Origin of the sequence: Schaalia georgiae DSM 6843, assembly GCF_000429245.1 — a bacterium.
GTDB classification, from domain to species: Bacteria; Actinomycetota; Actinomycetes; order Actinomycetales; family Actinomycetaceae; genus Pauljensenia; species Pauljensenia georgiae.
Map to the genome: position 1 here is coordinate 118,375 of NZ_AUBM01000011.1, position 26,085 is coordinate 144,459.

Annotated in this window: 18 protein-coding genes and 1 tRNA gene; 16 read left to right on the plus strand and 3 right to left on the minus strand. The window is 70.5% G+C overall.

The genetic code is table 11. From position 1 onward, the window contains the following. Window positions 1-204 precede the first annotated feature (204 nt). The 12 genes from G447_RS0106875 to G447_RS0106930 all read left to right on the plus strand — a co-directional run bounded on the left by G447_RS0106875 (window position 205) and on the right by G447_RS0106930 (window position 14,470). Window positions 205-2,823: a ribonuclease E/G gene (locus G447_RS0106875; RefSeq protein ID WP_131295709.1), complete on the plus strand. Its 2,619-nt coding sequence runs from the start codon at window positions 205-207 to the stop codon at window positions 2,821-2,823. 210 nt (window positions 2,824-3,033) lie between these two features. Beyond that, a complete protein-coding gene (rplU, locus tag G447_RS0106880; RefSeq protein WP_009400213.1) occupies window positions 3,034-3,354 on the plus strand; it encodes a 50S ribosomal protein L21 in 321 nt (106 codons plus the stop codon). Between the two features lie 33 nt (window positions 3,355-3,387). After that, window positions 3,388-3,648 (plus strand): 50S ribosomal protein L27, encoded by a 261-nt coding sequence (gene rpmA / locus G447_RS0106885; protein WP_005871435.1) that lies wholly within the window; start codon window positions 3,388-3,390, stop codon window positions 3,646-3,648. A gap of 75 nt (window positions 3,649-3,723) precedes the next feature. Then, window positions 3,724-5,256 (plus strand): GTPase ObgE, encoded by a 1,533-nt coding sequence (obgE, locus tag G447_RS0106890; RefSeq protein WP_026430524.1) that lies wholly within the window; start codon window positions 3,724-3,726, stop codon window positions 5,254-5,256. Next, window positions 5,253-6,353, plus strand: coding sequence for a glutamate 5-kinase (gene proB, locus G447_RS0106895; RefSeq protein ID WP_026430525.1), 1,101 nt, complete (start codon window positions 5,253-5,255; stop codon window positions 6,351-6,353). Before obgE ends, proB begins: the two co-directional genes overlap by 4 nt. Before the next feature lie 33 nt (window positions 6,354-6,386). Further along, window positions 6,387-7,664 (plus strand): glutamate-5-semialdehyde dehydrogenase, encoded by a 1,278-nt coding sequence (locus G447_RS0106900; RefSeq protein ID WP_026430526.1) that lies wholly within the window; start codon window positions 6,387-6,389, stop codon window positions 7,662-7,664. Further along, window positions 7,661-8,359 (plus strand): nicotinate-nucleotide adenylyltransferase, encoded by a 699-nt coding sequence (gene nadD, locus G447_RS11240; RefSeq protein ID WP_081697877.1) that lies wholly within the window; start codon window positions 7,661-7,663, stop codon window positions 8,357-8,359. The genes G447_RS0106900 and nadD overlap by 4 nt, the downstream gene beginning before the upstream one ends. Beyond that, on the plus strand, window positions 8,334-8,762 hold the full coding sequence (gene rsfS / locus G447_RS0106910; protein ID WP_026430527.1) for a ribosome silencing factor: 429 nt from the start codon (window positions 8,334-8,336) through the stop codon (window positions 8,760-8,762). The genes nadD and rsfS overlap by 26 nt, the downstream gene beginning before the upstream one ends. Window position 8,763: 1 nt before the next feature. Further along, window positions 8,764-9,492, plus strand: coding sequence for a histidine phosphatase family protein (locus tag G447_RS0106915; RefSeq protein WP_026430528.1), 729 nt, complete (start codon window positions 8,764-8,766; stop codon window positions 9,490-9,492). 228 nt (window positions 9,493-9,720) lie between these two features. Then, window positions 9,721-9,796: transfer RNA gene (locus G447_RS0106920), tRNA-Ala, on the plus strand. Between the two features lie 277 nt (window positions 9,797-10,073). Further along, window positions 10,074-11,846, plus strand: coding sequence for a CAP domain-containing protein (locus tag G447_RS0106925; protein WP_026430529.1), 1,773 nt, complete (start codon window positions 10,074-10,076; stop codon window positions 11,844-11,846). Window positions 11,847-12,046: 200 nt separating this feature from the next. Beyond that, window positions 12,047-14,470 carry an N-acetylmuramoyl-L-alanine amidase family protein gene (locus G447_RS0106930; protein ID WP_424141093.1) on the plus strand — a complete coding sequence of 808 codons (2,424 nt, stop codon included), beginning with the start codon at window positions 12,047-12,049 and terminating at the stop codon, window positions 14,468-14,470. Between the two features lie 208 nt (window positions 14,471-14,678). Here the strand turns inward: G447_RS0106930 and pepN are convergent, their stop codons facing one another. Together pepN and G447_RS0106940 are read right to left on the minus strand one after the other, a co-directional pair. Then, window positions 14,679-17,237 carry an aminopeptidase N gene (pepN, locus tag G447_RS0106935; protein WP_026430531.1) on the minus strand — a complete coding sequence of 853 codons (2,559 nt, stop codon included), beginning with the start codon at window positions 17,235-17,237 and terminating at the stop codon, window positions 14,679-14,681. A gap of 122 nt (window positions 17,238-17,359) precedes the next feature. Beyond that, on the minus strand, window positions 17,360-19,423 hold the full coding sequence (locus G447_RS0106940; protein WP_026430532.1) for a M13 family metallopeptidase: 2,064 nt from the start codon (window positions 19,421-19,423) through the stop codon (window positions 17,360-17,362). Window positions 19,424-19,703: 280 nt separating this feature from the next. Here G447_RS0106940 and glpA point away from each other — a divergent pair, with 280 nt between their 5' ends. From glpA to G447_RS0106960, 4 genes are all read left to right on the plus strand, one after another. Continuing rightward, entirely contained in the window at window positions 19,704-21,290 is a 1,587-nt protein-coding gene (glpA, locus tag G447_RS0106945) for an anaerobic glycerol-3-phosphate dehydrogenase subunit GlpA (protein WP_026430533.1), read from the plus strand. Next, window positions 21,287-22,537: a glycerol-3-phosphate dehydrogenase subunit GlpB gene (gene glpB / locus G447_RS0106950; RefSeq protein WP_026430534.1), complete on the plus strand. Its 1,251-nt coding sequence runs from the start codon at window positions 21,287-21,289 to the stop codon at window positions 22,535-22,537. The genes glpA and glpB overlap by 4 nt, the downstream gene beginning before the upstream one ends. A gap of 29 nt (window positions 22,538-22,566) precedes the next feature. Next, window positions 22,567-23,859, plus strand: coding sequence for an anaerobic glycerol-3-phosphate dehydrogenase subunit C (locus G447_RS0106955; RefSeq protein ID WP_051226271.1), 1,293 nt, complete (start codon window positions 22,567-22,569; stop codon window positions 23,857-23,859). A 72-nt stretch (window positions 23,860-23,931) separates the two neighbouring features. Further along, window positions 23,932-24,693 carry an SDR family NAD(P)-dependent oxidoreductase gene (locus G447_RS0106960; RefSeq protein WP_026430536.1) on the plus strand — a complete coding sequence of 254 codons (762 nt, stop codon included), beginning with the start codon at window positions 23,932-23,934 and terminating at the stop codon, window positions 24,691-24,693. 104 nt (window positions 24,694-24,797) lie between these two features. On the opposite strand, the gene G447_RS0106965 is transcribed toward G447_RS0106960, so the two are convergent. Beyond that, window positions 24,798-26,078, minus strand: a complete 1,281-nt coding sequence (locus tag G447_RS0106965; protein WP_026430537.1) for an anaerobic sulfatase maturase — start codon at window positions 26,076-26,078, stop codon at window positions 24,798-24,800. Window positions 26,079-26,085 lie beyond the last annotated feature (7 nt).

Here is a 26,085-nt window from a genome sequence, read left to right on the forward strand (position 1 = left end):
GCCGCCGTGCCGGGGGGCTTGACTCCTGTGAGACAATGACTGCGAATGGGCGTTGTGGGCGTGCCCCCACAACGAGTGCCGACGCGGCGCGCACACGCGCCTCCGGCCGTGCCGCGTTCGCGGCCCCACTAGGTTTCCGCCCCCAGCGGGCGATTGAGGAAGGACGGGTCCTGGCACGGGGTGCCGCCCGACAATTGGAGAACCGTGACCCCCGAACTTGATTCCCCCGCGCCCGTCGCGCCGGCGGCATCCCTGCTCTTCCAGGCCCCCGTCTTCCAGGAGCCCGCGGGGGCGGCCGGCCCCGGCGACGCCCCCTCGCGCCGCAGCGCGGACGCCGGCGACGAGCCCAAGGAGGCTTCCCCCCGCAGGAAGCGCTCCAGCCGGGCCGCCCGCGAGGACGTCGCAGGACCGGACGCCAAGGGCGCCCCCGCCGACGACGGGGCGGCCGACGCGCCGCCGAAGAAGCGCCGGACCCGCAAGAATTCCTCGGGGGACGCCCCGCCCGCCGATGGGGAGGGTGCTGGCCCGCAGGAGGGTGGCGAGGCGACCGCCCCCAAGCGCCGCAGGCGCGCGAAGAAGGAGGAGCCCGCCCCCGACACCCAGGACCAGGGGGCCCCGGAGGCGGACGGGGACGGCGGGCGCCGGCGCCGCCGGCGGCGCCCCCGCTCCTCCGCCGAGGCGGAAGCCGGCGGCGACCTGTCCGACCAGGTGAAGGCCCTCAAGGGCTCGACGCGCCTGGAGGCGAAGAAGCAGCGGCGCCGGGAGGGGCGCCGAGAGGGCCGCAGGCGCCACTCGATCACCGAATCGGAGTTCCTCGCCCGCCGCGAGTCGGTCAAACGCGCCATGGTCATTCGCGACCACGAGGGCCTCGACCAGATCGCCATCCTTGAGGACGACCTCCTCGTCGAGCACTACGTCGCGCGCCGCACCTCCAAATCGGTTGTTGGCAACATCTACCTGGGGCGCGTCCAGAACGTCCTGCCCTCGATGGAGGCCGCCTTCGTGGATATTGGGCGCGGGCGCAACGCCGTCCTGTACGCCGGCGAGGTCAATTGGGACGCCGTCGGCCTCGATGGCAAGCCCCGGCGCATCGAATCGGCCCTCAAGTCCGGCGACTCAGTGCTCGTGCAGGTCACGAAGGACCCCATCGGGCACAAGGGGGCGCGCCTGACCAGTCAGATCACGCTGGCGGGCCGTTACCTGGTGCTCATTCCCAACGGCTCGATGATGGGGATCTCGCGCAAGCTGCCCGACAAGGAGCGCGCCCGCCTCAAGAAGATCCTCAAGCAGGTCGTTCCCTCCGGTTCGGGCGTCATCGTGCGCACCGCCGCCGAGGGCGCCTCCGAGGAACAGATCCGCGCGGACGTGGACCGCCTGACGAAGCAGTGGGAGGACGTGCGCGCCAAGCAGAAGTCCACCCGCAGCGCGCCCGCCCTGATGCGCGGGGAGCCCGAGCTCGCCGTGCGAGTCGTGCGCGATATCTTCAACGAGGACTTCACGAGCCTGGTCGTCCAGGGCCGGGGGACCTACGCCACCGTCAAGGAGTACGTCGACGAGCTCAGTCCCGAGCTGTCGGACCGCGTGGAGCAATGGGTGGGCAAGGAGGACGTCTTCCACGCCCACCGCATCGACGAGCAGCTGGCCAAGGGCATGGACCGCAAGGTCTGGCTGCCCAGCGGAGGGACCCTCATCATCGACCGCACCGAGGCGATGACGGTCATCGACGTCAACACCGGCAAGTACATCGGCGCCGGGGGGACGCTGGAGGAGACGGTCACCCGCAACAACCTCGAGGCAGCCGAGGAGATCGTCCGGCAGCTGCGCCTGCGCGACATTGGCGGGATCGTCATCATCGACTTCGTGGACATGGTGCTGGAGTCGAACCGGGACCTGGTGCTGCGCCGCCTCGTCGAGTGCCTGGGGCGCGACCGCACTCGGCACCAGGTAACGGAGATCACGTCGCTCGGCCTGGTCCAGATGACGCGCAAGCGCGTAGGGGAGGGGCTCGTCGAGGCGTTCTCCACCCAGTGCGACGCCTGCGAGGGCCGCGGCTTCATCGTCCACTCCCATCCCGTCGAGCACCCGGGCGCCTCCGACAAGAACGGCAAGGGATCCAAGCGCTCCAAGAAGAACACCGAGGGGCGCCGGACCGGCGGCGAGCCGCCTGCCGACCACGAGCGCGCCAAGGAGGCGTTGAGCGCCATCGCCGCGGCCACGCGCAAGGACGAGGCCCCCGCCGAGGGCGCTGAGGGCAGTGGCGACGACCGGGGAGCCGGGGCGGCGGACGGCGCGCCCAAGGGCACAGGCAGGGCGCGTCGGAAGAGGGCCGCCGCCACCGCCCCCTCCCAGGAGGCCGCTTCCGTCGATCCTGCTCCTGCCCGGGACTCCGCCGCCCCCTCCGAAGAGGCCGCTTCCGCGGATCCCGCCCCACGGGGCGGCAGGGCGAAGGCAGCGCGCCGGAAGAAGGCCACCGCCCCCGAACAGGTTCCGGCCTCCGGCCTCCCGGCCGATCCGGCGCCCGGGGCGGACTCGGGCGCCGAGGACGGATCCCAGCGCAGCGCCGCCCCCTCCAGCGAGGCTGCGGCCCCTGCGGCAGCCGGGTCCGCGGCAGCGGCCAAGCCCAGGCGCCGCCGCGCAGCCAGCGCAGGATCGGTCGAACCGGAGGCGGCCCCCGTACTGGAACTGCCCGAGAGGGTGGCCGAGCCCGCGCCCGCTGCGGCCACAATGACGCCCGAGGAGATCACCCTGCCCGCCCCCGCAGCGCAAGAGCGCCCCAAGCGCCGCCGCCGAGCTGTTTCCACGGGGGTCGTCGACGCGGGTTGACGCCCCTGCCCCGCGCCCGGAGCGGCGTGGGGCACAGGGCAGGGCGGGGTGTGGAACAGCACAGCGGACTGCCTCGCCCGCGGGCCGCGCCAGGTTGCTATCGGGCAACGATTTCCGCTAGATTTGATCGTCGGCGCAACAAGCGCCAACGGGACGCGTATCCCGGCTCTTCTCGAGCCGCGGGCGTTCCTGTTCCGAGAACGAGAAGAGATGAGCTCCAACGTGGTCTACGCGATCGTCAAGGCTGGCGGCCGGCAGGAAAAGGTGTCCGTCGGTGACGTCGTCGTCGTCGACAAACTGGCAGAGGGGATCGGTTCGAGCGTGTCGCTCAAGCCTCTGATGCTGGTGGATGGCGACGCCATCACCGTCGACGCGGCCAAGCTGGGCGGGGTCACCGTCAAGGCCGAGGTCGTCGACTCGGCGAAGGGCCCGAAGATTTCGATCATCAAGTACAAGAACAAGACGGGCTACCGCAAGCGTCAGGGCCACCGCCAGAAGATGTCGGTCGTCAAGATCACCGAGATCGCCTGACCCCCGGTTCAATCGAGCAGAAAGTAGTTCCTGATGGCACACAAGAAGGGCCTCGGCTCCTCGCGCAACGGCCGCGACTCGAACGCTCAGCGACTGGGCGTCAAGCGCTTCGGCGGCCAGCGCGTCAACGCCGGCGAGATCCTGGTCCGCCAGCGCGGCACCCACTTCCACCCCGGTGACGGCGTGGGGCGCGGCAAGGACGACACCCTGTTCGCCCTGCGCGCAGGAGAGGTGGCGTTCGGGCGCAAGCGCGACCGCCGAGTCGTTTCCGTGGTCGAGTCCGCCTCCGCCTGAGACCGACCGCGCGACGAGGGCGTCCGGCAGTGCCGGGCGCCCTTTTCCCACATCCACGACTCCGCAGGAGGGACCATGGCAGACTTCGTCGACCGCGTGACACTGCACGCGGCGGGCGGCAACGGGGGCAACGGCGTCGCCTCCATCAAACGGGAGAAGTTCAAGCCGCTGGCGGGGCCCGATGGCGGGGACGGCGGGGACGGCGGCTCCGTGGTCCTCGAGGTCTCCGACCAGGAGACGACGCTGCTCACCTATCACCGCTCGCCCCACCAGCGGGCCCAGAACGGCACGCAGGGGATGGGCGACTTCCGCCAGGGCAAGAACGGCGCCGACACCGTCCTGCCCGTCCCCGACGGGACGGTCGTCAAATCCACGTCGGGGGAGCTGCTGGCCGACCTGACGGGGGCGGGCGCGCGCTTCGTCGTCGCCCAGGGCGGCAAGGGCGGCCTCGGGAACGCGGCCCTGGCCTCGAAGGCCCGCAAGGCGCCGGGGTTCGCGCTGCTGGGCGAGCCCGGCGAGGAACGCGACGTCGTCCTCGAACTCAAGTCGGTGGCCGATGCGGCGCTCGTGGGCTTCCCGTCATCGGGCAAGTCGTCGCTGATCGCGGCGATGAGCTCCGCGCGCCCCAAGATCGCGGACTACCCCTTCACGACCCTGGTCCCCAACCTGGGCGTCGTGGCAGCCGGGGACGTGCGCTACACGATGGCCGACGTGCCGGGCCTGATCCCCGGCGCCTCCGCGGGCAAGGGCCTGGGCCTGGACTTCCTGCGCCACATCGAGCGCTGCGCGGTCATCGTCCACGTGCTCGACACCGCCGTCTACGAGGCCGAGCGCACACCCGTGGACGACCTGCGGACCATTGAGGCGGAGTTGGGTGCCTTCCAGGGCGACCTGGGCGGCCTCGAGGGCCACGTCCCGCTCATGGAGCGCCCCCGCGTCATCGTGCTCAACAAAGTGGACGTGCCCGACGGGCGGGACCTGGCCGAGATCGTGCGCCCGGAACTCGAGGCGACCGGGTGGCCCGTGTTCGAGGTCTCCGCCGTCTCCCACGAGGGGCTGCGGGCGCTGTCCTTCGCGCTGGCGGGGATCGTGGAGCGCGAGCGCGCCCGGCGCCCCGCCCTTCAGGCCGCGCGGCCCGTGATCCGGCCCCGGGCTGTCGGCCAGCGCACCGCCGTCAGCGTGCGCCGCACCCGCAAGGACGGCGAGGAGGTCTTCCAGGTCCGCGGGGACAAGCCGGAGCGCTGGGTGCGCCAGACCGACTTCGCCAACGACGAGGCGGTGGGCTACCTGGCGGACCGCCTCGCTGCGGCGGGCGTCGAGGACGAACTCGTCAAAGCCGGGGCCGTGGCCGGGGACGCCGTCGTCATCGGGGAGCTGGACGGCGGCGTGGTCTTCGACTGGGAGCCGACGCTGACGACCGGCCCGGAGCTGCTGGGCTCGCGCGGCACCGACTCGCGCATCGACCAGTCGGCCCGCCGCACCAACAAGGAGAGGCGCCAGGCCTACCACCAGGCCATGGACGCCAAGGCGGCCGCCCGCGAGGAGCTGTGGACCGAGCGCGCCGCCGGCCACTGGACGGACGCCGACGACGGGGGAGCGGACAGGTGAAGGCGCTCTCTGAGGCGCACCGGGTCGTCGTCAAGATCGGCTCGTCGTCGCTCACACGCCCCGATGGGGGCCTCGACCTCAACCGCATCGACGCTGTCGCCCGGGTCGTGGCCCGCTGGCGCAGGGGCGGCAGGCAGGCCGTGGTCGTCTCCTCGGGAGCCGTCGCGGCCGGGCTGGACCCCCTGGGCTTCGCCTCCAAGCCCTCGGACCTCGCTTCCGTCCAGGCGGCCGCGGCCATGGGGCAGGGCCTCCTCGTGGCGAGGTGGACGGCGGCGTTCCACACCCACCACGTCGACGCCGCCCAGATCCTGCTCACCACCGAGGACGTCATGGCCAGGGACCACTACACCAACGCCAGTGCAGCGCTGGGACGCCTGCTGTCCCTGGGCGTCGTCCCCATCGTGAACGAGAACGACGCGGTGACCACCCGGGAACTGCGTTTCGGCGACAACGACCGCGTGGCCGCGATCATCGCGCAGATGGTCCAGGCGGACGCGCTCGTCCTGCTCACCGACGTCGACGGCCTGTACACGGCCCCTCCCTCGCGCCCGGGCGCGCGCTTCATCGAGCGCGTGGACTCCACGGACGACCTCATGAGCGTCCTGGTGACCGGGGCAGGGTCCAAGGTCGGCACCGGGGGGATGGCGTCGAAGGTCCAGGCCGCCACCATGGCCTCCGCCTCGGGCATCGGCGTCCTGCTGGCCAACGCCGACAACGTCGAAGAGGCGCTGTCGGGAAAGGGCACGGGCACCTGGTTCGCCCCCACCCACGAGCGCCCCGCCTCGCGGCGCCTGTGGATCGCCCACGCCGCCCCCTCGCGCGGCGAGCTCGTCGTCGACGCCGGCGCCGCCCGCGCCATCACTGCCGGCAAGAAGTCCCTGCTGGCCGCCGGGGTCGTCTCCGTGACCGGCCACTTCGATGCGGGCGACGTCGTCGACATCGCCTCGCCGACTGGTCTGGTGGCCCGCGGGATCGTGTCCTACGACGCGGACTCGCTGGCCGCGATCGCGGGGCGCAGCGCCCCGGAGCTGGAGGGGACCGGGTGGGAGCACGTGCGCCCCGTCGTGCACCGCGACGACCTGGCACCGCTGTTGTGACGCGGCGGGCGCGAAGTGTGCCATGATTGGCGGATGGACGAGAACGTGGACATCTGGGCAGTGACGTCGGCGGCGCGCAGCGCGTCGCGTGTCCTGGCGGGCGCATCGCCGGCGCGCAAGAACGCCGCGCTGGAGGCGATCGCCTCGGCGCTCGTGGAACGGGCCGGGGACATTCTGGCTGGCAACGCCCGCGATATGGAGCGCGGACGCGCCAACGGCATGGCGGAGGGGCTGCTCGACCGCCTCGAACTCACCTCCGGGCGCTTGCGGGCCATTGCGGCCTCCGTGCGCGAGGTCGCGGCGCTCCCCGACCCCGTTGGCGAGGTCGTGCGCGGCACGACGAACGAACTGGGCCTGAGGATCACCCAGGTCCGCGTCCCCATGGGCGTCATCGGCATGATCTACGAGGCGCGCCCCAATGTGACCGTGGACGCCGCTGCCCTGGCCCTCAAGGCGGGAAACGCCGTCGTCCTGCGCGGGGGGAGCGCCGCCGAGGCGTCCAACGCCGCGCTCGTCGGCGTCATGCGGGGCGCCCTGGAGTCTGCGGGGCTGCCCGCCGACCTCGTCCAAACGGTCGACCCGTGGGGCAGGGCGGGCGCGAACGCCATGATGGTGGCGCGCGGCGGCATCGACGTGCTCATCCCCAGGGGAGGGGCGGGCCTGATCAACGCGGTCGTCTCCCACTCGACGGTGCCCGTCATCGAGACGGGGACCGGCAACTGCCACGTGTACGTGGACGCGGGCGCCGACGTGGAGGCCGCGCTGCGCATCGTCATGAACTCGAAGACCCAGCGCGTGGGCGTGTGCAACGCCGCCGAGACCCTGCTGGTGCACCGCGACGCCGCACCTTCCTTCCTCCCGGCGGCACTGCGCGAGCTCACGGGCGCGGGGGTGCTCGTGCACGGCGACCCCGCGGTGCTGGAGTGCGCAGCCGAGGCGGGCGTGGACCCGGTGATGCTGCGGGAGGCCACCGAGGAGGATTGGGCGACCGAGTACCTCGCGATGGAACTGGCCGTGCGGGTCGTGGACTCCATCGAGGCGGCCATCGACCACATCCGCGCCTACTCCAGCGGGCACACCGAGGCGATCTGCACGCCGTCACTCGCCTCGGCGAACGCTTTCCGGGCGGGCGTGGATTCGGCCGCCATCGCCGTGAACGCGTCGACGCGCTTCACGGACGGCGGCCAGCTGGGGCTGGGGGCCGAGGTGGGGATCTCCACTCAGAAACTGCACGCACGGGGCCCCATGGGGCTGGCGGAGCTGACGACCACGACGTGGGTCATCGAGGGCGACGGGACGATCCGCCCGTGAGCGGGACCGCGACGGCCTCCGGCGGGGCGAGGGCCGAAGCGGCCGCCCCACGGACCCCGGCCAGCCGCAGGCGGGCCGTAGGCATCATGGGCGGCACCTTCGACCCGATCCACCATGGGCACTTGGTCGCCGCCTCCGAGGTGATGGACGCCTTCGGTCTGGACCAGGTCGTCTTCGTCCCCGCCTCGGTGCAGCCCTTCAAGGAGGGCAAGCGCGTGACCCCCGCGGAGCACCGCTACCTCATGACAGTGATCGCCACCGCCTCGAACCCGCGTTTCGTGGTGTCCCGCGTGGACATCGACCGCGGGGGCACGACCTACACGATCGACACCCTGGCCGACCTGCGCGCAGAGTACCCGGACGCGGACTTCTCCTTCATCACGGGGGCGGACGCTCTGGCGCACATCGCGCAGTGGAAGGACTCGGACACGCTCTTCGAGCAGGCGCACTTCGTGGGCGTGACCAGGCCGGGGCACGTCCTGGCCGACCAGGGGCTCCCCGGGAGCGCGGTGTCACTGGTGGAGGTGCCCGCGATGGCGATATCGTCGACGGACTGCCGTGCCCGAGTCGCCCAGGGCAAGCCCGTGTGGTACCTGGTGCCCGACGGGGTCGTCCAGTACATCAGCAAACACGGCCTGTACAGGCCGCCCGGATCCCTCGTGGAGTACCATGCCCCTTCCCGCCCAGACCACTGATCTGGCCGCCCTGGTCGCGGCCGCCGCCCACGAGCGCGGGGGCACGGACCCCGTGCTCGTCGACGTCCGCTCCCGCATGGACCTGGCCGACGCCTTCGTCGTGGTGTCGGCGCCGACGCCGCGCCAGGTGAGTGCGGTCGCGGAGGAGGTCATGGACCGCGTCGCCCGCGCCGCCTGCCTGCGCCCCGCCCACATCGAGGGGCGCGGAGGGGGCACCTGGGTCCTCATCGACTACTCCGACCTCGTCGTGCACGTCATGGGCCAGCAGGACCGCGAGTACTACGCCTTGGAGAGGATGTGGGGGGACTGCCCCGCCACCCGTCTGGACGACGGCGCCGACGCCGCGCGGCGCGAGGCCGCCGCCCGATCACTCGCCCACACGGCGGTGGAAGGCGGTGCGTGACGTGGGCGGACGCAGGATCGTGTTCGTGCGCCACGGGCAGACGGACTTCAATGTCGAGCGCCGTTTCCAGGGCCGCGCCGACCAGCCCCTCAACGAGCGGGGGAGTGCCCAGGCGCGCGCGGCGGCGGGCGTCCTGGCCACCCGCTTGAACGGGCCGGGCGAGCAGGTGGGCGTGAACGCCGACTCCGGTGCGCGCACTGGCGGCGGTGCGCGCCTCATCTGCTCGCCCCTGCTGCGCGCGCGCATGACGGCGCGGATTCTCGCCGATGTCTTCGAGACCGCGGGCAAGCCCTTGGACGGCCCCTTCGTCGACGAGCGCCTCACCGAACGGGACTTCGGGAGGATGGAGGGGCACACCTTCGCCGAGCTGGCCGAGCTCTACCCCGCCCAGGTCGAGCAGTGGCGCGCGTGCGGGGAGTGCCCCGAGGCCGGGGTCGAGCCGTCGGGGGCCGTGGGGCGGCGGATGCGCGACGCGGTGCTGGAGGCGGAGGACCGGTGCCGTGACGGCCAGACCCTCCTCGTCGTCTCCCACGGGAGCGCGATCGCGCGGGGGATCACTTCACTGCTGGGGCTGGATCCTGACGCCTTCGACGGGCTGCGCGGGGTGGACAATTGCCACTGGTCGGAGCTCGTGCCGATCGCGCACGCCAAGCGCAGGGGGACTGTGTCCCTGGGTTGGCGCCTGGCCGCGCACAACGTCGGGGTGCGCGAAGACGTGCTGGGCGCTTAGGGGGCGTCGCGTGATCGCGTTGGCGCGTCCTCGCCTTCCCACGTGGCCCGCCGTCCGCCTGTCCTTCCCTTGTGCGCGCGCCCTGGGAGAGACGGCCCGGGGGCCAAGCCGGGGCGCGAACGCGCAAGTGAAGAACACCGTGTGACGACCGACATTATTCTGGATTTGCGCGCATCTTCGGCGGTCCGCTAAAGTTATCGAGTCGCCGACGGGCGGTGAACTGAATAAGGGGCTATGGCGCAGTTGGTAGCGCGCTTCCATGGCATGGAAGAGGTCGGGGGTTCGAATCCCCCTAGCTCCACCACAAGACTCCAATGCGGTCGCATTGGAGTCTTTCGTTGTGCGGTGGGGGTGCGCAGCCCGTGTGCGCCAGCTGGGCCCCGTCCTCGGTCAGCTTTGCTCTCCGGGATCAAATTATAACGTTTTGGTATCGCCATGTGAGACTGTGGGAAGGGGCAGTCGGGTGCGATCGTTGGAATGGTGCGGAACGCCAATAGGAGGCTGGTAGGGGTGTTTGAAGTTTCCCAAACCGGATGGCAAGATTTGAGTGTCCTGTCCTCTGAGTGTTAGGCCGGTTGTCGATGACCTTCCAACTGTCGCGCACGCACATGTCGATCGTCGCCGCAGCGACTACAGTGGCGGCCTCCTTCGTCGTCATCCCCGCCCTCGCCGAGAATGGCACGCCCCCGGCCGACGCCGTGTGCCCGGCGCTGCTGGCCGCGCACGAGCGGATCGATAGCGAGTACAACCCCGCCCTCAGCGCCTACGCCGACGCCGTCGCCGCGGAGACTGCTGCGCGCAATGCCGCCAACGGCGGGACCGCGGCCACCGAGGCGCAGCTGCGCCAGACGCTCGCCGACGCCCAGGCGGCGCTGGAGGCCGCGAAGGCCACTCCCGCTCCGACCGCGCAGCCGACGGCCACCCAGCCCACGTCCGAGCCGTCCCGGGGCATCGGGTGGGTCGACTGGTCGAAGGTCGATCGCCCCACCCAGGCGCAGATCATCGAGGCCCTCATCGTCCAGAAGATGAACGCCTACCGTGCCAACGCGGGCCTGCCGCCGCTGGTCGTCTCCGACACCCTGACCACGGACTCGCGCGCCTGGTCGAAGCACATGGCGGTCGATAACGACTTCAACCACGACCCCGAGTTCCGGTACCTCGGGTCGCAGAGCTTGGACGGCGCCTCGACGAACTACGCGGGCGAGAACATCGCCTACAACTCGATGCGCAACTTCGGAGCGCAACTGGGGGCCAGGGGCAACGACTACAAGACGCCCGATCAGGCGGCCTCCGACCTGTTCGAGCAGTGGAAGAACTCCCAGGGCCACGACAAGAACATGCTCGCGGAGAACAACGTCGTCGGGGTGGGCGTGCACATCGGCGACCTCGCGGACGGCGGACTGACCGTATGGGGGACGCAGAAGTTCTACGCGATCTCGGACAAGGGGTCGATCGACCTCTCCCGCTTCCACACGACGGGCGACACCGCCAGCGCCTACGGCTTCGACGGGGCGGCCTTCAACGCGGACAACACGGACTACGTCTCCGGTCTGGCCGGAGACGGCGTCAAGCAGAACCAGGCGGCGTGGACCGCCATCGTCGGGGACCTGCCCGCCCAGGCCCTCCCGGTCGCCCCCTCGTCCCTTTCCGCGAAGGATGGGGCATCCCCGTCCCCGGCTCCCTCCACGACGCCGGATCCCGCTCCCACCACTGACGGATCCGCCGTCGCCCAGGCCCAGGCCGCTGTGGATGTCGCCCAGAAGGCTCTGGACGACTTCCTGGCGAATCCGCAGTCCGCGTACTCACAAGCAGTCGAGAACCTCAAGGCCGCCACTGCGGCACTGGATGGGATCGCTGAGTCCATCGGCTCCCAAACGGGCGTGCGCCCGCAGTCCGACGGGGGTGTCGTCGTCTCCGCGCCCAATACGAACTCGTCGTACTACCCGGTCGAGGCGTACCGGAAGAAACTGGCCGGGTGCCTGGCCACGACGGGCCAGCAGGCCGCCGGGCCCGCGCAATCAGGAGGCGCTGGCGCTCCTGCTTCCGTGTCGCAGCAGTCCAACGCCCCGGCTGGCCCCACTTCGTCGCAGCAGTCCAGCCCTGCGGCGGGCAGTGACGGGAACGGCGGGCAGACCGTTTCCGCGAAGACCGGGGGCGCCGGGCAGGGTGCCAATGCGGCGAATAACGGTGAGAGCGCCCCCGGGGCCGCTGACAAGGGGGATGCCACTGGCGCTCGGACAACGAACCTGGCGAGCACGGGATCCACGACCCTGGTCCTGGGGATCGGCGCGCTCGTCGTCCTGGGGATCGGTGTTGGCGCGATGCTGGTCGCCAAGAGGCGCAAAGGCAAGTAGTGCATGCGAATAGCGCGGGAACGGGTCCGGGCGGCTGATGCCGCCCGGACCCGTTCCTCTTCGAAGGGCGCCGAGGCGGACGCCGCCAGCAGGCGCCTTGTGCCACTTCGCACGTTAGGGTAGGCTAACTTGCGCTTATATTCCAACTACTAAGTTCAGAGAGGGAAGTGATGCGCGCACAACGCCTTCGTGGCGCTGCAGTGGCGGCCTTTACCACTGCGGCAGTTCTTGCCGCGCCCATCGTGACGGCGAACGCCGCTCACGCCGGAACCGACGAGGGGGGCAGCCAGGTCTCCTCAGCGGTCTTCCAATGGGCTATGAACGACGAATCCGGCTCCGCCGGTTACGCGCCGGGCACCTGCAACTTCTTCAGTGCGATGGTGTCGGGGAACTCGGGCGGCGGCCAGTGGCCGAACAACGTGCAATCCGGCCGAGACGGAGAGTTCCTGGTCGGCGGCCCCGACCAGGACGTCCTCTGGCGGCCTAAGGAAGGCAACGTCTCGATCCTCAAACCGAACGCGGACGGCCAACTCGTCGCCCAGACGTGGGCGAACAAGTGCCTCACCCGCACGGGCGCGCGCACCAACACGCGCGGCGCGGTCTCCGAGTCGATCGTCAACATCGAGAAGGGTTCGGGCACCGTTGACCCGACGACGAACTCCGCGTCCATCAAATGGATCGGTTCTTGGACCGTCGTCTACTACTCCGGCATGACCTACTGGAGCGCCACCAACCCCGTTCTCGAGGTCGCCAACGGCCAGGGCACCATCAAAGCCCGGGTCTCCGGATTCGGCGCCTCGATGCAGGATCCCGACGCTGCGCTCAAGCCGCTCCAGGCCCGCGAGGTCACCCTGGCGACTTTGAAGAACGTCGCTGTCACCAAGACCGGCATCACCGTCACACCCGAGTACAAGGGCGTCGAGGTCACGAATCCGGAGGGTGCCAGCCCGCAGACTCGCACGGGCGAGAACTGGGGGTCGTGGCCCGCGGACTTCGTCGCCTTCCAGGGCGAGACCGGCCAGCACTCCTACTGGTACTCCACCGGCAGCAGTGGAGACGCGCGCAAGCCAGCGTTGCCCGTGACGATCACGTGGCCCCAGATCGATGACGCGCCGGCCCCCCAGCCCGGCCCCACTCAGGAGCCGACCCCGGCGCCCACGGCCGACCCCAGTCCTGCGCCCACGGCGGAGCCGACCCCGGCGCCCACGGCCGACCCCAGTCCTGCGCCCACGGCGGAACCGACCCCGGCACCCACCGGTAAGCCCACGACTGGCCCTTCTGCGAAGCCGAGCATCGAGGTATCCCCCTACCAGGACATCGATCCGACGGTGAAAACCGTCGTCACCGTCAAGGGGAAGGACTTCACGTCCGGTTCCATCCAGAACGGGGTCTACGTGGTCCTCATGGACGAGAAGATCTGGAAACCCGGCGAGTACATGAACGCGAAGGGCGATGAGGGGGCGATCACCTCCGCATGGGTCACACCGGACCAGCTGGAAGCAGGCAAGGGCTCCTTCACGGTGAAGCTGACCATCCCGGAGAACACCCTGGACCGCACGCACACCTACTACATCGGCACGATGGCGGCCCACGGCCTCGCACTGTCCGACCGCAGCCTGGACCACGCCGAGAAGATCACCTTCAAAGCGGTCGACTACGATCCCAAGGCGGTCTTCCCCGTCGACTCGGTGACCGCGGCAGCCGTTGCCGACTCCGGTCGCACGAACGTGAAGGTCGACTGGGTCTACACCGGCGCCACCCCCTCTCGCGGCTGGGAGATCTCGCTCGCCTGCGTGCGTGACTGCTCCGACCCGCTGTTCGGCACCAAGAGCCACCACCAGCACGACAACTCCCTGCGATCCGATGTCTTCGGGGATGTCCCCGACGGCGTGTACGTCGCCTCGGTCCGCAACGCGGGCGAGATCTCCGGCGAGTTCAAAGCATCCGACTGGGTGTCTTCGGCCGAGGTCCGCGTGGGCGCGGAGCGCGACCCGAATCCCGGGGAGGGCAAAGGCCAGTGGATCCAGGACTCCGTCGGCTGGTGGTACCGGCACAGCGATGGCTCGTACACCACCAACGGCACCGAGCAGATCGACGGGGTGACCTACCGATTCAACGAGGCGGGCTACATGGTGACCGGCTGGACGAAGGTCGGCGGCCAGTGGTTCTACTACGCTCCCTCCGGCGCCCAGGCCAGCGGCTGGACGTTGGTCGGCGGCAGCTACTACTACATGGACCCCGCCACCGGCGCGATGGCCACCGGCTGGCAGCAGGTGGACGGCGCGTGGTACTACCTGCAGGCATCGGGCGCGATGGCCACCGGCTGGCAGTGGATCGGCGGCGCCTGGTACCACCTGGGCGCATCGGGCGCGATGGACACCGGCTGGACGGCCATCGGTGGAAGCTGGTACTACTTCGCTCCGGGTGGTCAGATGGCCACCGGCTGGGTGCAAGACTCCGGGAAGTGGTACTACCTGGCCAGCACCGGCGCGATGGCCACCGGCTGGCAGCAGGTGGACGGCGCGTGGTACTACCTGTTCGCCTCCGGTGAGATGGCGACGGGCAGCCACTGGATCGACGGCGTGTTCCGCGTCTTCGACGATTCGGGGGTCTGGGTGCGCTGAGCACGAATGAGGTTCCCCGGTCCGGGCCCTGCGGCGTGAGCCGTGGGGCCCGGACCGTTCCCGCCGGACGCGCGCCGCCGCCGTGCATAACGAAGCACGACGAACAAGGGCAGGAAAAGAGAAGGGGACCGCAGCACATGGCTGCGGTCCCCGTCGGCGTTGAGGAGCGCGCCGCGTCCGCCACCCGGGAACCGTGTGGCGGGCAGCCTCAGGCGTCGGCCACCTGGTTCGCCATCTGGCGTTCGCACACATCGATCCGCTCGCGGATGATGCGCACGGCTCCGGCCGGTGCCTCGGGGTGGGCCTCGATCCACTCGTGGCCCGCGCGCACCACGTCGACACCGGGCGCGTAACCGGCCAAATCGGAGGGGAAGAGCAGAGTCGTCAGATCCTCGGCGGTGTGGAAGGTGTTCTCCTCCCACACCCGCTCCAGTGCGGCGAAGTAGCGCTCCACGTAGGGCTCGTACAGCGATGGGGTGGTCCGCGCCTGGGCCCAGAACCCGGAGACCATCGCCCAACGGGTGTCGTTGGGGATCGACTTGTCCCCCAGGACCTGCTCCCACACCTGTTCCTTGACAGCCTCGTCGCCGCGCGCCGCCCGGGCCGCAGCGGCGTTCTGGCGGCCCGTCATCGTGTCGTCCTCCTGCTCCCGGGCGTCGATCTCCGCGTCCCCGGCGGCGCCACCCCTGACCAGGGCGATCAGCAGCGACCACTGCAGGTCGACGTCCATCTCGAGGCCGTCCAGGGTCGCTGACCCGTCGTAGAGGGCCTTGACGGCCTCGAACTGCTCGGCGCTGGATGCGTTGCGGGCGGAGGCCGCCACCAGCATGCGCTGCGCGTCGGAGCCGGACTGGGCGGTGCGGGCCAGCAGCAGCAGGCGCCTGCCCACCATCTCGGCGGCCTCAGCGCGGGCATCGGGGGCCACGAAAGTGCGCACGGCTTCGTCGATGTGGCGCAGCGTCAGCGTCAGCAACTGCATGTTCGTCTCGGCGGGAACAGCGGTGAGCGCCAGGTTCAGGTAGTCGCGCGCCTTCATCTGCCCGTCGCGGGTCATGTCCCACGCAGCGGCCATGACGACACCGCGGGTGAGGGAGTCCGTGAAGCGCGTGATATTGGCGACCGCGAAGGCCAGAGAGTCCTCGTCGAGGCGGATCTTCGCGTAGGCCAGATCGCCGTCGTTGACCAAGATGAAGTCGGGGCGGGCCATGCCCTCGGCGGAGGGAACACCGGTGGAGGCGCCGTCCACGTCGAGCTCCTCGTGGAAGACCCGATTCAAGGACTCGCCCTCCAGGGAGTACCCGGCGACGGCGAGGCGGTGGGGGCGCAGTGAGGCGCCCTCGCTGAATGCCTCCTGCTCGATCGACAGGCGCGTGATCCTGCCGTCCCCGTCCGTCTCGACGGACGGGCGCAGCAGGGTGACGCCGGCCTCCTCCAGCCATACCTTCGACCAGGCGGCCAAGTCGCGGCCCGAGGCCTTCTCCAACTCGCCGAGCAGGTCGGCCAGGGTGGCGTTCGCGTAGGAGTGCGCGGTGAGGTACTCGTGCAGGCCCGCGAAGAACGCGTCACGTCCCACGTAGGACACGAGCTGGCGCAGCACGGAGGCGCCCTTGGCGTATGTGATGCCGTCGAAGTTGACCTCGACATCGGCCAGGTCGCGGATCTCGGCGGTGATGGGGTGAGTGGTGGGCAGCTGGTCCTGCTTGAGGCCCCAGTCCTTGCGGACCATGAAGCCCGTCCACCCCTCTGTGTAAGGGGTGTTCTCGGCCAGCGCCAGGTGGCTCATGAACTCGGCGAAGGACTCGTTGAGCCACAGGTCGTTCCACCACTTCATGGTCACCAGGTCGCCGAACCACATGTGGGCCAGCTCGTGGAGGATCGTGTTGGCGCGGGACTCCAGCTGGGCCTCGGTGGGCCGTGTGCGGAACACGTAGGCGTCGCGGAAGGTCACGCAACCGGCGTTCTCCATCGCCCCGGCGTTGTACTCGGGCACGAAGACCTGGTCGTACTTGGTGAAGGGGTAGGCGATGCCGTAGGCGTCCTCGAAGAACTCGAAGCCCTTGCGCGTGATGTCGATGATGGCGTCGGCGTCCAGGTGCTCGAGAACGGACGCCCGGCAGTACACGCCCAGGTCGATGGTGCGGCCGTCGGAGGAGGTGAGGGTGTCGGTGACGCCCTCGTAGGGGCCGGCCACGACCGCGGTGATGTAGGTGGACATCTTCTCCGTGGTCGCGAAGCGGTAGGTCCAGGCCCCGCCTTCCTTCTCGGGGGAGGGGGTGGGGGCGTTGGAGAACACCTTCCAGCCCTCGGGGGCCTTGACGGTCAGGGCGAACGTGGACTTCAGGTCCGGCTGCTCGAAGGTGGTGTAGACGCGGCGGGCGTCGGGGACCTCGAACTGGGAGTACGTGTAGGCCTTGCCGTCAGCGGGGTCGACGAAGCGGTGCAGGCCCTCGCCGGTGTGCATGTACTGGCAGTCGGCGTCGACCTCGAGGACGTTGTGCTCGGCCAGGTCGTCCAGGCTGATGCGCGAGTCCTGGTGGTGGACGCCCGGATCCAGGTCGCGGTCGTTGAGCTTGATGGAACGCACATTGGTGGAGACCAGGTCCGCGAAGGCCGCGCCGCCGGGGGTGGCGGTGAACTCGACGCGGGTGCGCGAGCCGAAGTCGGTGTCACCCCGGGTGAGGTCGAGTTCGATGTCGTAGCGGATGACCTCGCTGATGACTCCGGCGCGTGCGAGCGCCTCGTCGCGGGTCAGGTTAAGGCCTGGCATTGTTCGCCTTCCGTTGGTCGAATAGGACGCGTTTCGTGCGTGCGCTTATCTAATACTGGCACGCGTTCGTCTGATTGTGCGACTGGATGCCCGCGTTGCGGAAGACCGTCATTTGAGCAATATCACCAGATCGCCACCCGTTCGGCGGGGTCCAGCCACATGCCGTCGCCCTCGGTGACACCGTAAGCGGTGGCGAACTCATCGAAATTCTTCAGCACCTGGTTGCACCGGAACTCGGCGGGGGAGTGCGGGTCCACGGCCAGCATTTGGCGGGCGAAGCGGGGCCGCGTCGCAGTGCGCCACACGCGGGCCCACGACTGGAAGAACCTCTCGGGCCCGCTGAGCCCGTCGATGACGGGCGCGGTGGCGGGCGCGAGCCCCTGCTCGGCCAGGACGGCCGCCCACGCCTTCCACGCGATCGTGAGGCCTCCGAGGTCGCCGATGTTCTCCCCGACGGTCAGGGCGCCGTTGACGTGGGGCGCTCTGCCGGTCGTCCCGGCTCCGTCGGGCCGTTCCGCCTCGTCCGTCCCCCCGGCTCCGTCGTCCGAGGCGGGGGCGCCGGGCAGTAGATCCGCGGGCGTGAGGGCGTTGTACTGGTCGATGAGGGCGCGGGTGCGCTCCTCGAAGCGCTCCCTGTCCTGGTCCGTCCACCAGTTCTCCAGGTTCCCCCTCTCGTCGAAGCGGGACCCCTGGTCGTCGAAGCCGTGCCCGATCTCGTGCCCGATGACGGCGCCGATGGCGCCGAAGTTGACGGCGTCGTCGGCGCCGGGGTCGAAGAAGGGGGGTTGGAGGATGGCCGCGGGGAAGACGATCTCGTTGAGGGTCGGATTGTAGTAGGCGTTGACCGTCTGCGGGGTCATGTACCAGCGGTCGCGGTCCACGGGGGCGCCCAGTCGCGCCCATTCCCGCTCGGTCTCGTAGGAGGCGGCGGCCCGCAGGTTGTCGACCAGGGGGACGGCGGGGTCGATGTCCAGGCCCGAGTAGTCCTTCCACTTGGGCGGGTATCCGATCTTCGGATTGAAGGTGGCCAGTTTGTCCAGGGCGCGGCCCTTGGTGGCGTCCCCCATCCAGTCGAGGGCGCGGATGGAGTGCCCGTAGGCGTCCAGCAGGCGGGCGACCAGGTCGTCCATGCGCTCCTTCGAGGCGGGCGGGAAGTGACGGGCGACCCAGGCGCGGCCCATCGCCTCGCCCAGGCACGACTCGATGAGGCCGAGGGCCCGCTTCCAACGGGGGCGCAGTTGCTCGGTCCCGGCCAGGGTGCGGCCGTGGAAGTCGAAGTTCTCCTCCACGAAGGCCGAGGAGAGCACGGGGGCGCGCGCGTCGATCACCGAGGCGGCGGCCCACTCCTTGAGGGTGCCCAGGTCGGTGTCGGCCCACAGGGCGCAGGCGCCGCGCAGGAACTCGGGCTGGTCGACGTTGACGACCAGGGAGTCTGTGGGCAGGTGCGCCCCGTCGGCCCAGCCCTGCCAGTCGAAACCGGGGTTGGCGGCGACCAGGTCCTCCCAGGGGGTGGGGTTGTCCGAGAGCAGGGGGTCGCGGTCGGACACGGAATCGCGGTGGTGGGCGGCCAGAGCCGTCTCGAAGGCCATGATCCGCCCGGCGGCGCCCTCGGGGTCCCGGGCGCCCGCCAGTTCGAGCATGCGCGCGGTGTGGGCGACGTAGGCGCGGCGGACCGGCTCGTAGTCGTCCTCGCGGTAGTACGCCTCGTCGGGCAGGCCGATGCCCGATTGGACCAGGGAGACCATGTACTGGGAGGAGTCGTGGGGATTGGTGCCGACGTGCGCGCCGACGAGGCCCCCCACCCCCTCGCGCATGAGGCGGCCCGTCAGCGCGGCCAAGTCCGCGCGCGTGGGCGCCTGGGCGATGGCCTCCAGGTCGGGGGCGATCGGCGAGGCGCCGGCGGCCTCAATGGCGCCTTCGTCGAGGAACTGGTTCCACAGGGTCGCGATCCTTCCGGCGTCGGGGTCGTCGAGGGCCCCGGCGGCGGCTGCTTCGGCGATGGCGCGGCAGTGCGCCTCGGACTGGTCGCGCAGGGCGTGGAAGGCGCCGTCGATGGGTCTGTCGGCTGGGATCTCGTGTCGGGTGAGCCAGCCGCCGTTGACGTGCCGGTAGAAGTCGTCCTGGGGGCGCACGGAGGGGTCGGCGTTGGCGGCCTCGCCGGAGCGGGCGCGGATGTCGTGGTCCATGATCCCACTCTAGGTGCTCGTGACCTGCGGCGCGCTGGTGCGGGGAGGTTGGGGCGGGCGTGTTCGCGGGCCGTGAAATCGAATTATGGCATGGTCGTTCGTCGTAAATGCGCCGATGGGGCACTCCCTGTCCCAAGGAGTGGTGGTGCCCGGACCCCGGAATACCTGCACATTTGTGCAATGTGGGTGAGTGATTCGTTCAAAACGGTTCTGGAGGTGCATTATTGTGGGCAACACCGAGGCACCGGCGCCTCGTATTCACACCTGAAGGGAACGAGCGGTGAGAACCATTCACACTGACGTTGTTGTCATTGGCGGCGGCTCCACCGGTGCGGGCGTCGTTCGCGATGCCGCCATGCGCGGATTCTCGGCGGTCCTGGTGGACCGGGCGGACATCGCCCAGGGCACTTCCGGCCGTTTCCACGGCCTGCTGCACTCGGGTGGGCGCTACATCGCCTCCGACCCCGAGTCGGCCACCGAGTGCGCCGAGGAGAACACCATCGTCAAACGGATCAACGCCAACGCCGTCGAGGCCACGGGCGGCCTCTTCGTCACCACGGCCCAGGACGAGGAGGACTACGCCGACCAGTTCCTCGCCCGCGCATCGGCGGCCAAGGTGCCCGCCCGCGAGATCACCATCGCGGAGGCGCTGGCGCGCGAGCCCCGCCTGGACCCGCGCATCAAGCGGGCCTTCGAGGTCGAGGACGGCACGGTCGACGGCTGGCAGATGGTGTGGGGCGCAATCCGCTCCGCCGAGGCGTACGGCGCGAAGATCCTCACCTACCACAGGGTCGTCTCCATCGACCGCGAGGGCGACCGCGTCAGCGCCGTCGTCGTCCACGACGAGAGAGGCGGGGAGGACCTGCGCGTCGAATGCGGTTTCGTCGTCAACTGCGGCGGTCCGTGGGCCGGCCAGATCGCCGCCATGGCGGACTGCCACGGCGTGGACGTGGTGCCCGGCGCGGGCATCATGATCGCAATGAACCACCGGCTCACTGGCACCGTCCTCAACCGCTGCGTGTGGCCCGAAGACGGGGACATCCTGGTGCCCGACCACACGGTGTGCATCATCGGCACCACGGACATCAAGGCCGAGGATCCCGACCGCCTGGCCATCCCCGCCAACGAAGTCCAGCAGATGCTCGACTCCGGCGAGGCCATGATCCCCGGTTTCCGCCGCTCCCGCGCCCTGCACGCGTGGGCGGGGGCACGCCCGCTCATCAAGGATTCGCGCGTCGCCGCCACCGACACCCGCCACATGGCGCGCGGCATGAGCGTCATCGACCACCACAGCCGCGACGGCGTCTACGGGATGCTCACCATCGCGGGCGGCAAACTCACCACCTACCGGCTCATGGCCGAGCGCGTCGTCGACATCATGTGCTCCGAGATGGGCGGGCAGCGGCCCTGCAAGACCGCGGGCGAGGCGGTTCCCCCGGCCGAGGACGGCAGGCTCTACACCATCGGCCACCGCCTCGACAACGTCGAGTCCCGCAACGACGGGCCCTCCCACGAGCAGATCATCTGCGAGTGCGAGATGGCCACGCGCGCCATGCTCGAGAGGGTCATGGACACCCTGCCCAAGAGCCAGCTCGACGACGTGCGCCGCCAGATGCGCCTGGGCATGGGGCCGTGCCAGGGCGGGTTCTGCTCCCAGCGGGCAGCGGGCATCGCCCACGAGCGCGGCGACATCGACGCCGAGCGCGCCAACGGGCTGCTGCGCCTCTTCCTGAAGAACCGGTGGATCGGCCTGTGGCCGATCCTCTACGGCAAACAGGTCCGCCAGGCGGCGCTGGACAACTGGATCCACGAGGGCACGCTCGATGTCGAGCACCTGCCCGTCCCGGTCGAGGAGGTCGTGCGATGAGGGACGCAGTCGTCATAGGGGCGGGCATCGCAGGGCTCGCCGCCGCTATCCGCCTCGCCCGCTCGGGCGCCTCGGTGACCCTGGTCGCCAAGGGCGTGGGCGGCCTGCAATTGGGCACAGGGACAGTCGACGTCCTCGGCTACTCCCCGGAGCGCGTCGAGCGCCCCCTGGAAGCGATAGGCCCCCACGTGGCCTCGCGCGAGAGCCACCCCTACTCCCACTTCACCCCCGGGTTCGTGGGGGAGGCCGTCAACTGGCTGCGCGACACCGCGGGCCCGTCCCTGCTGGTGGGGGACGCCTCGCGCAACGTCACCATACCGACGGGCGTGGGGGCGCTGCGCCCCACGAGCCTGTACCAGCCGTCCATGGCGGCGGGCGTGCCCACCCCCGGCGCCTCCTACGCGATCGTCGGCCTGAAGCGCTTCAAGGACTTCTACCCGGCGCTGGTGGCCGAGAACCTCTCCCGCCAGATGGGCCCCGACGGCCAGCGCCTGGACGCGCGCGCCATCAGCGTCGACTTCGAGGTGCGGGCCGGGGAGGCGGACTCCACGGGCACCAACCACGCGCGCGCCCTGGACGAGGCGGACGCCCGCCAGCGCCTCGCCGACACCATCGGACCGCTCCTGTCGGCCGGGGAGGTCGTCGGACTGCCGGCAGTCCTGGGCCTGGCCGACCCCGACGCCGCCGCCGACCTGGCCGGGCGCCTGGGGCACGAGGTCTTCGAGATCCCCGTGCAGCCCCCGTCGGTGCCGGGCATGCGCCTGAACACCGCGTTCAGCGAGATCGTCAAGTACGAGGGGCGCCTCATAATGGGCTCGGCGGTCACCGGTTTCAAGCGCCGGGCGGGCAGGATCGTCTCCGTCGACATCTCCACCGCGGGCAGGCCCACCACCATCGAGGCGGGCGCCTTCGTCCTGGCGGCCGGGGGATTCGAATCCGGCGCCCTCGCCGTCGACTCCCACGGCCAGGTGTCCGAGACCGTCTTCGGCCTGCCGGTCATGGGCGCGCAGGGGCAGCTCCTGCACGCCGACTTCTGGGGCGAGGACCAGCCCCTGTTCCTAGCCGGGATCGCGGTTGACGACCAGATGCGCCCCGTCGGCCCCGACGGGAGCGCCGTTCACAGCAACCTCCACGCGGTCGGCGGGAACCTGGCCGGCGCCACCCGGTGGAGGGAGAAGAGCGGGGAGGGCATCGCCCTCGCCAGCGCGGTGCGCGCCGCGGACACGATTGTGGAGGGACTGCGATGAGTGCTGGAACGACGAAAGGGATCGCCGGGATGTTCCCCGCCTTCAACGGGGGGCTGTCGTCGGAGGGCGTCGAGGAGGAGGACGTCATCAGCCTCGGCGACGCCACCGTCGGAGGCCTGCGCGGCAGCCTCGACGCGTGCGTGAAGTGCACGATCTGCGAGACGAACTGCCCCGTCATGCGGGTCACCGACCTGTTCGGCGGGCCCAAGTACTCCGGCCCGCAGGCCGAGCGCTTCCGCCAGAAGGGGCAGATCGTCGACAAGTCCATCGACTACTGCTCCTCGTGCGGCACCTGCTCCCTGGTGTGCCCGCAGGGAGTGAAGGTCACGGAGATCATCCACCACCGGCGCACCGAGATGAAGATAGCCATGGGGATCCCCGTGCGGGACCGCCTCATCGGGCGCACCTCCCTGATCGGCACGATGATGACGCCCGTGGCGCCCATCGCGAACTGGGCGCTCGACGTCAAGCCGATCCGCATGGTCATGGAGAAGGTCATCGGCGTCCACCGCTCCGCCCCGATGCCCCGCGCCTACGGGCGCACCTTCGAGGGGTGGTTCAAGAAGCACAAGCCCCTGCCCTCGTCGGGCGAGCGCGGCCAGGTCATCTTCTTCCACGGGTGCGCGGGCCAGTACTTCGAGGTGGAGACCTCCATCCACTCCGTCCTGGTCCTGGAGCACCTGGGCTACGAGGTGCTGGTCCCCAAGCACGGGTGCTGCGGCTTGGCGCTGCAGTCCAACGGGCTCTACTCGGACGCCCGCAAGTACGTGTCGCGCCTGACGGACGACCTGCGCAAGGTGAACCGGGGCGCCCCGATCGTCTCCGCCTCCGGCTCGTGCGCCGGGATGCTGCGCCACGAGGCGCACGACATCCTGGAGATGGACACCCCCGAGCTGGAGGACGTGGGCAGCAGGACCTGGGACATCTGCGAGTTCCTGCTGGACCTGCACGACCGGGGGGAGCTGGACACGGACTTCCAGCGCATCGACGTGACCATCCCCTACCACGCGCCCTGCCAGCTCAAGTCCCAGGGACTGGGGCTGCCCGCCATGGAGGTCATGGGCCTCATCCCCGGGGTGAAGGTCGTCGAGTCCCAGCAACCGTGCTGCGGCATCGCCGGCACCTACGGCATGAAGAAGGAGAAGTACGCCGTCGCCCAGGCCGTGGGCGCCCCCGTCTTCGACTTCATCAAGCAGGTCAACGCCGAACTGGCGGCGTGCGACACGGAGACGTGCCGCTGGCAGCTGCGCACCGCGACCGGCGCGAACGTCGTCCACCCGATCTGGCTCATCCACAAGGCCTACGGCCTGCCCAACGGCTGAGGCCCGCACTCGGGCGTTCAGCCCCGGGCGTCGCGGGCCTTCCGGCCCCGCACTTGGGGATACACTTGCGCCATGAGCACTCCGCGCCGCGCCGTCGTCACCGGGGCCTCCACCGGGATCGGGGAGGCCACCGCCCGCATGCTGGTGGACCACGGGTGGAGGGTCGTCGCCGTCGCCCGCCGCCGCGAGCGCCTCAAGGCCCTCGCAGACCAGATCGGCTGCGAGTACTGGGCGGCCGACCTCACCGACGAGGCGCAGGTGGAGGGCATGGTCTCCCACGTCCTGGAGGGCGGGCCGGTGGACGCACTGGTCAACAACGCGGGCGGCGCCATCGGCGTCGACCATGTGGCGCAGGCGGACGCGGGCAGGTGGAGCGCCATGTTCGACCGCAACGTCCTCACCGCCCTGCACTGCACGCGCGCCTTCCTGCCAGCGATGCGCAAGAGGGGAGGGGACCTGGTGTTCCTCACTTCGACCGCCGCCCACGACACCTACCCGGGGGGCGGCGGCTACGTGGCCGCCAAGCACGCCGAGCGCGTCATCGCCAACACCCTGCGCCAGGAGCTGGTGGGCGAGCCCGTCCGCGTCATCGAGATCGCCCCGGGCATGGTGCGCACCGAGGAGTTCTCCCTCAACCGGCTCGGCTCCCGCGAGGCCGCGGACCGCGTGTACGCGGGCGTCGCCGAGCCACTGGTGGCCGACGACATCGCCGAGGCGATCGTGTGGGCCCTGGAGCGCCCCAGCCACGTGAACATCGACTCGATGATCGTGCGACCCGTGGCGCAGGCGACGAACACGGTGGTCGCCCGCAGCGCGGACGGGGAGCAGCGGTGAGCGCCCTCGCGTGGGCCGCGGGGGCCTCGTTCGAGGACGGGCGCGATACCGGTGGGGGGACCGGGGACCGCTAGGAGCCGGTGGGGAGGCCGACCGGGAGCGCTTCAACGAGCGTGGGCGCACGAGCCGTCTTCCGCGGCGGGCAATGCGACGCCCAGGAGGGCAGCCGTGCGCGGATCCATGATGTCGGAGGAGGGGCGGCCGGAGCGCAGAAGGCGCGCCATGGCGGCCAAGGCGGGGCGGGCGTGGGAGTAGAAAGCGCGGTAGCCCTCGCACAGGTAGTTGCGCCGGGCACCCGAGGCGGTGGGTACGAAACGGTCCTTGGGGCACCCGCCCCAGCACAGGGGCAGGTGCGGGCAGGAGCGGCAGTCGGGGTCCAGGTCGGGCTTCTTCTCGACGAACTCCCGCATGCGTGGCGAGGACGCCAGTTCCCCGAAGGAGGAATCGGCGATGTTGCCGATCAGCCAGTCCGGCTCCACCCAGTGGTCGCACGCGTACACGTCCCCGTTGAACTCCATCGCCATGTTCGCCCCGCACCGGGGGGCGTGCACGCACACGGTGGGCGCGCCGAAGAGCGCTGACAGCGCCGAGTCGAAGTCCTGGACGAAGACCCCGCCCACGTCGCGGGGCAGCCACTGGTCGAAGACCTCGCACAGGAACGCCCCGTAGGAGGCGGGGGAGGCGGAGCGCGAGGTCACCCGGTCCCCTTCCTGGCGGTACAGCAGGGCAGCGGCCCCGCTGCGCCACCCGGCTTCCGCCTGGGCGAGGGCCGCGGCGGGGACCCGCTCGACGATGGGGATGAACTGCAGGAAGCGGGCGCCCAGTCCGTCGCGGAAGTACCGGTAGACCTCGGCCCCGTGGTCCTGGTTGGCCGCGTGGACGGCGCACAGCACGTTCACGTCCACTCCCGCGCGCTCAAGGGCCTCCCAGCCGCGCAGCACCATGGAGTGGGTGCCGCGCCCGCCGCGGTTGAGGCGGTACGCGTCGTGCATGGGGGCGGGGCCGTCGATGGAGACGCCCACCAGGAAGCCGTTGCCGGCGAGGAAGCGCGCCCACTCGTCGTCGATCAGTGTCCCGTTGGTCTGCAGGCAGTGGCGCACGCGCTGGGCGGGGCGGCGGTGGCGCTCGCACGCGTCCACGGCGGCGCGGAAGAACGGCAGGCCCCGCAGGGCCGGCTCCCCGCCCTGCCACAGCATCGTCACGTCCCCGTCGGGGCTGGCGCGCAGGTGGGCGCGCACGTACTCCTCCATGGTGTCCTCGCCCATCATCTGGGAGCGCGCGCTGTAGAGCAGTTCCTTGGACAGGAAGAAACAGTACTGGCAGTCCAGGTTGCACGCCGCCCCCGTGGGTTTGACGACGACGGAGAAGGGGAGGGGGCTGCTCATGGGGGCG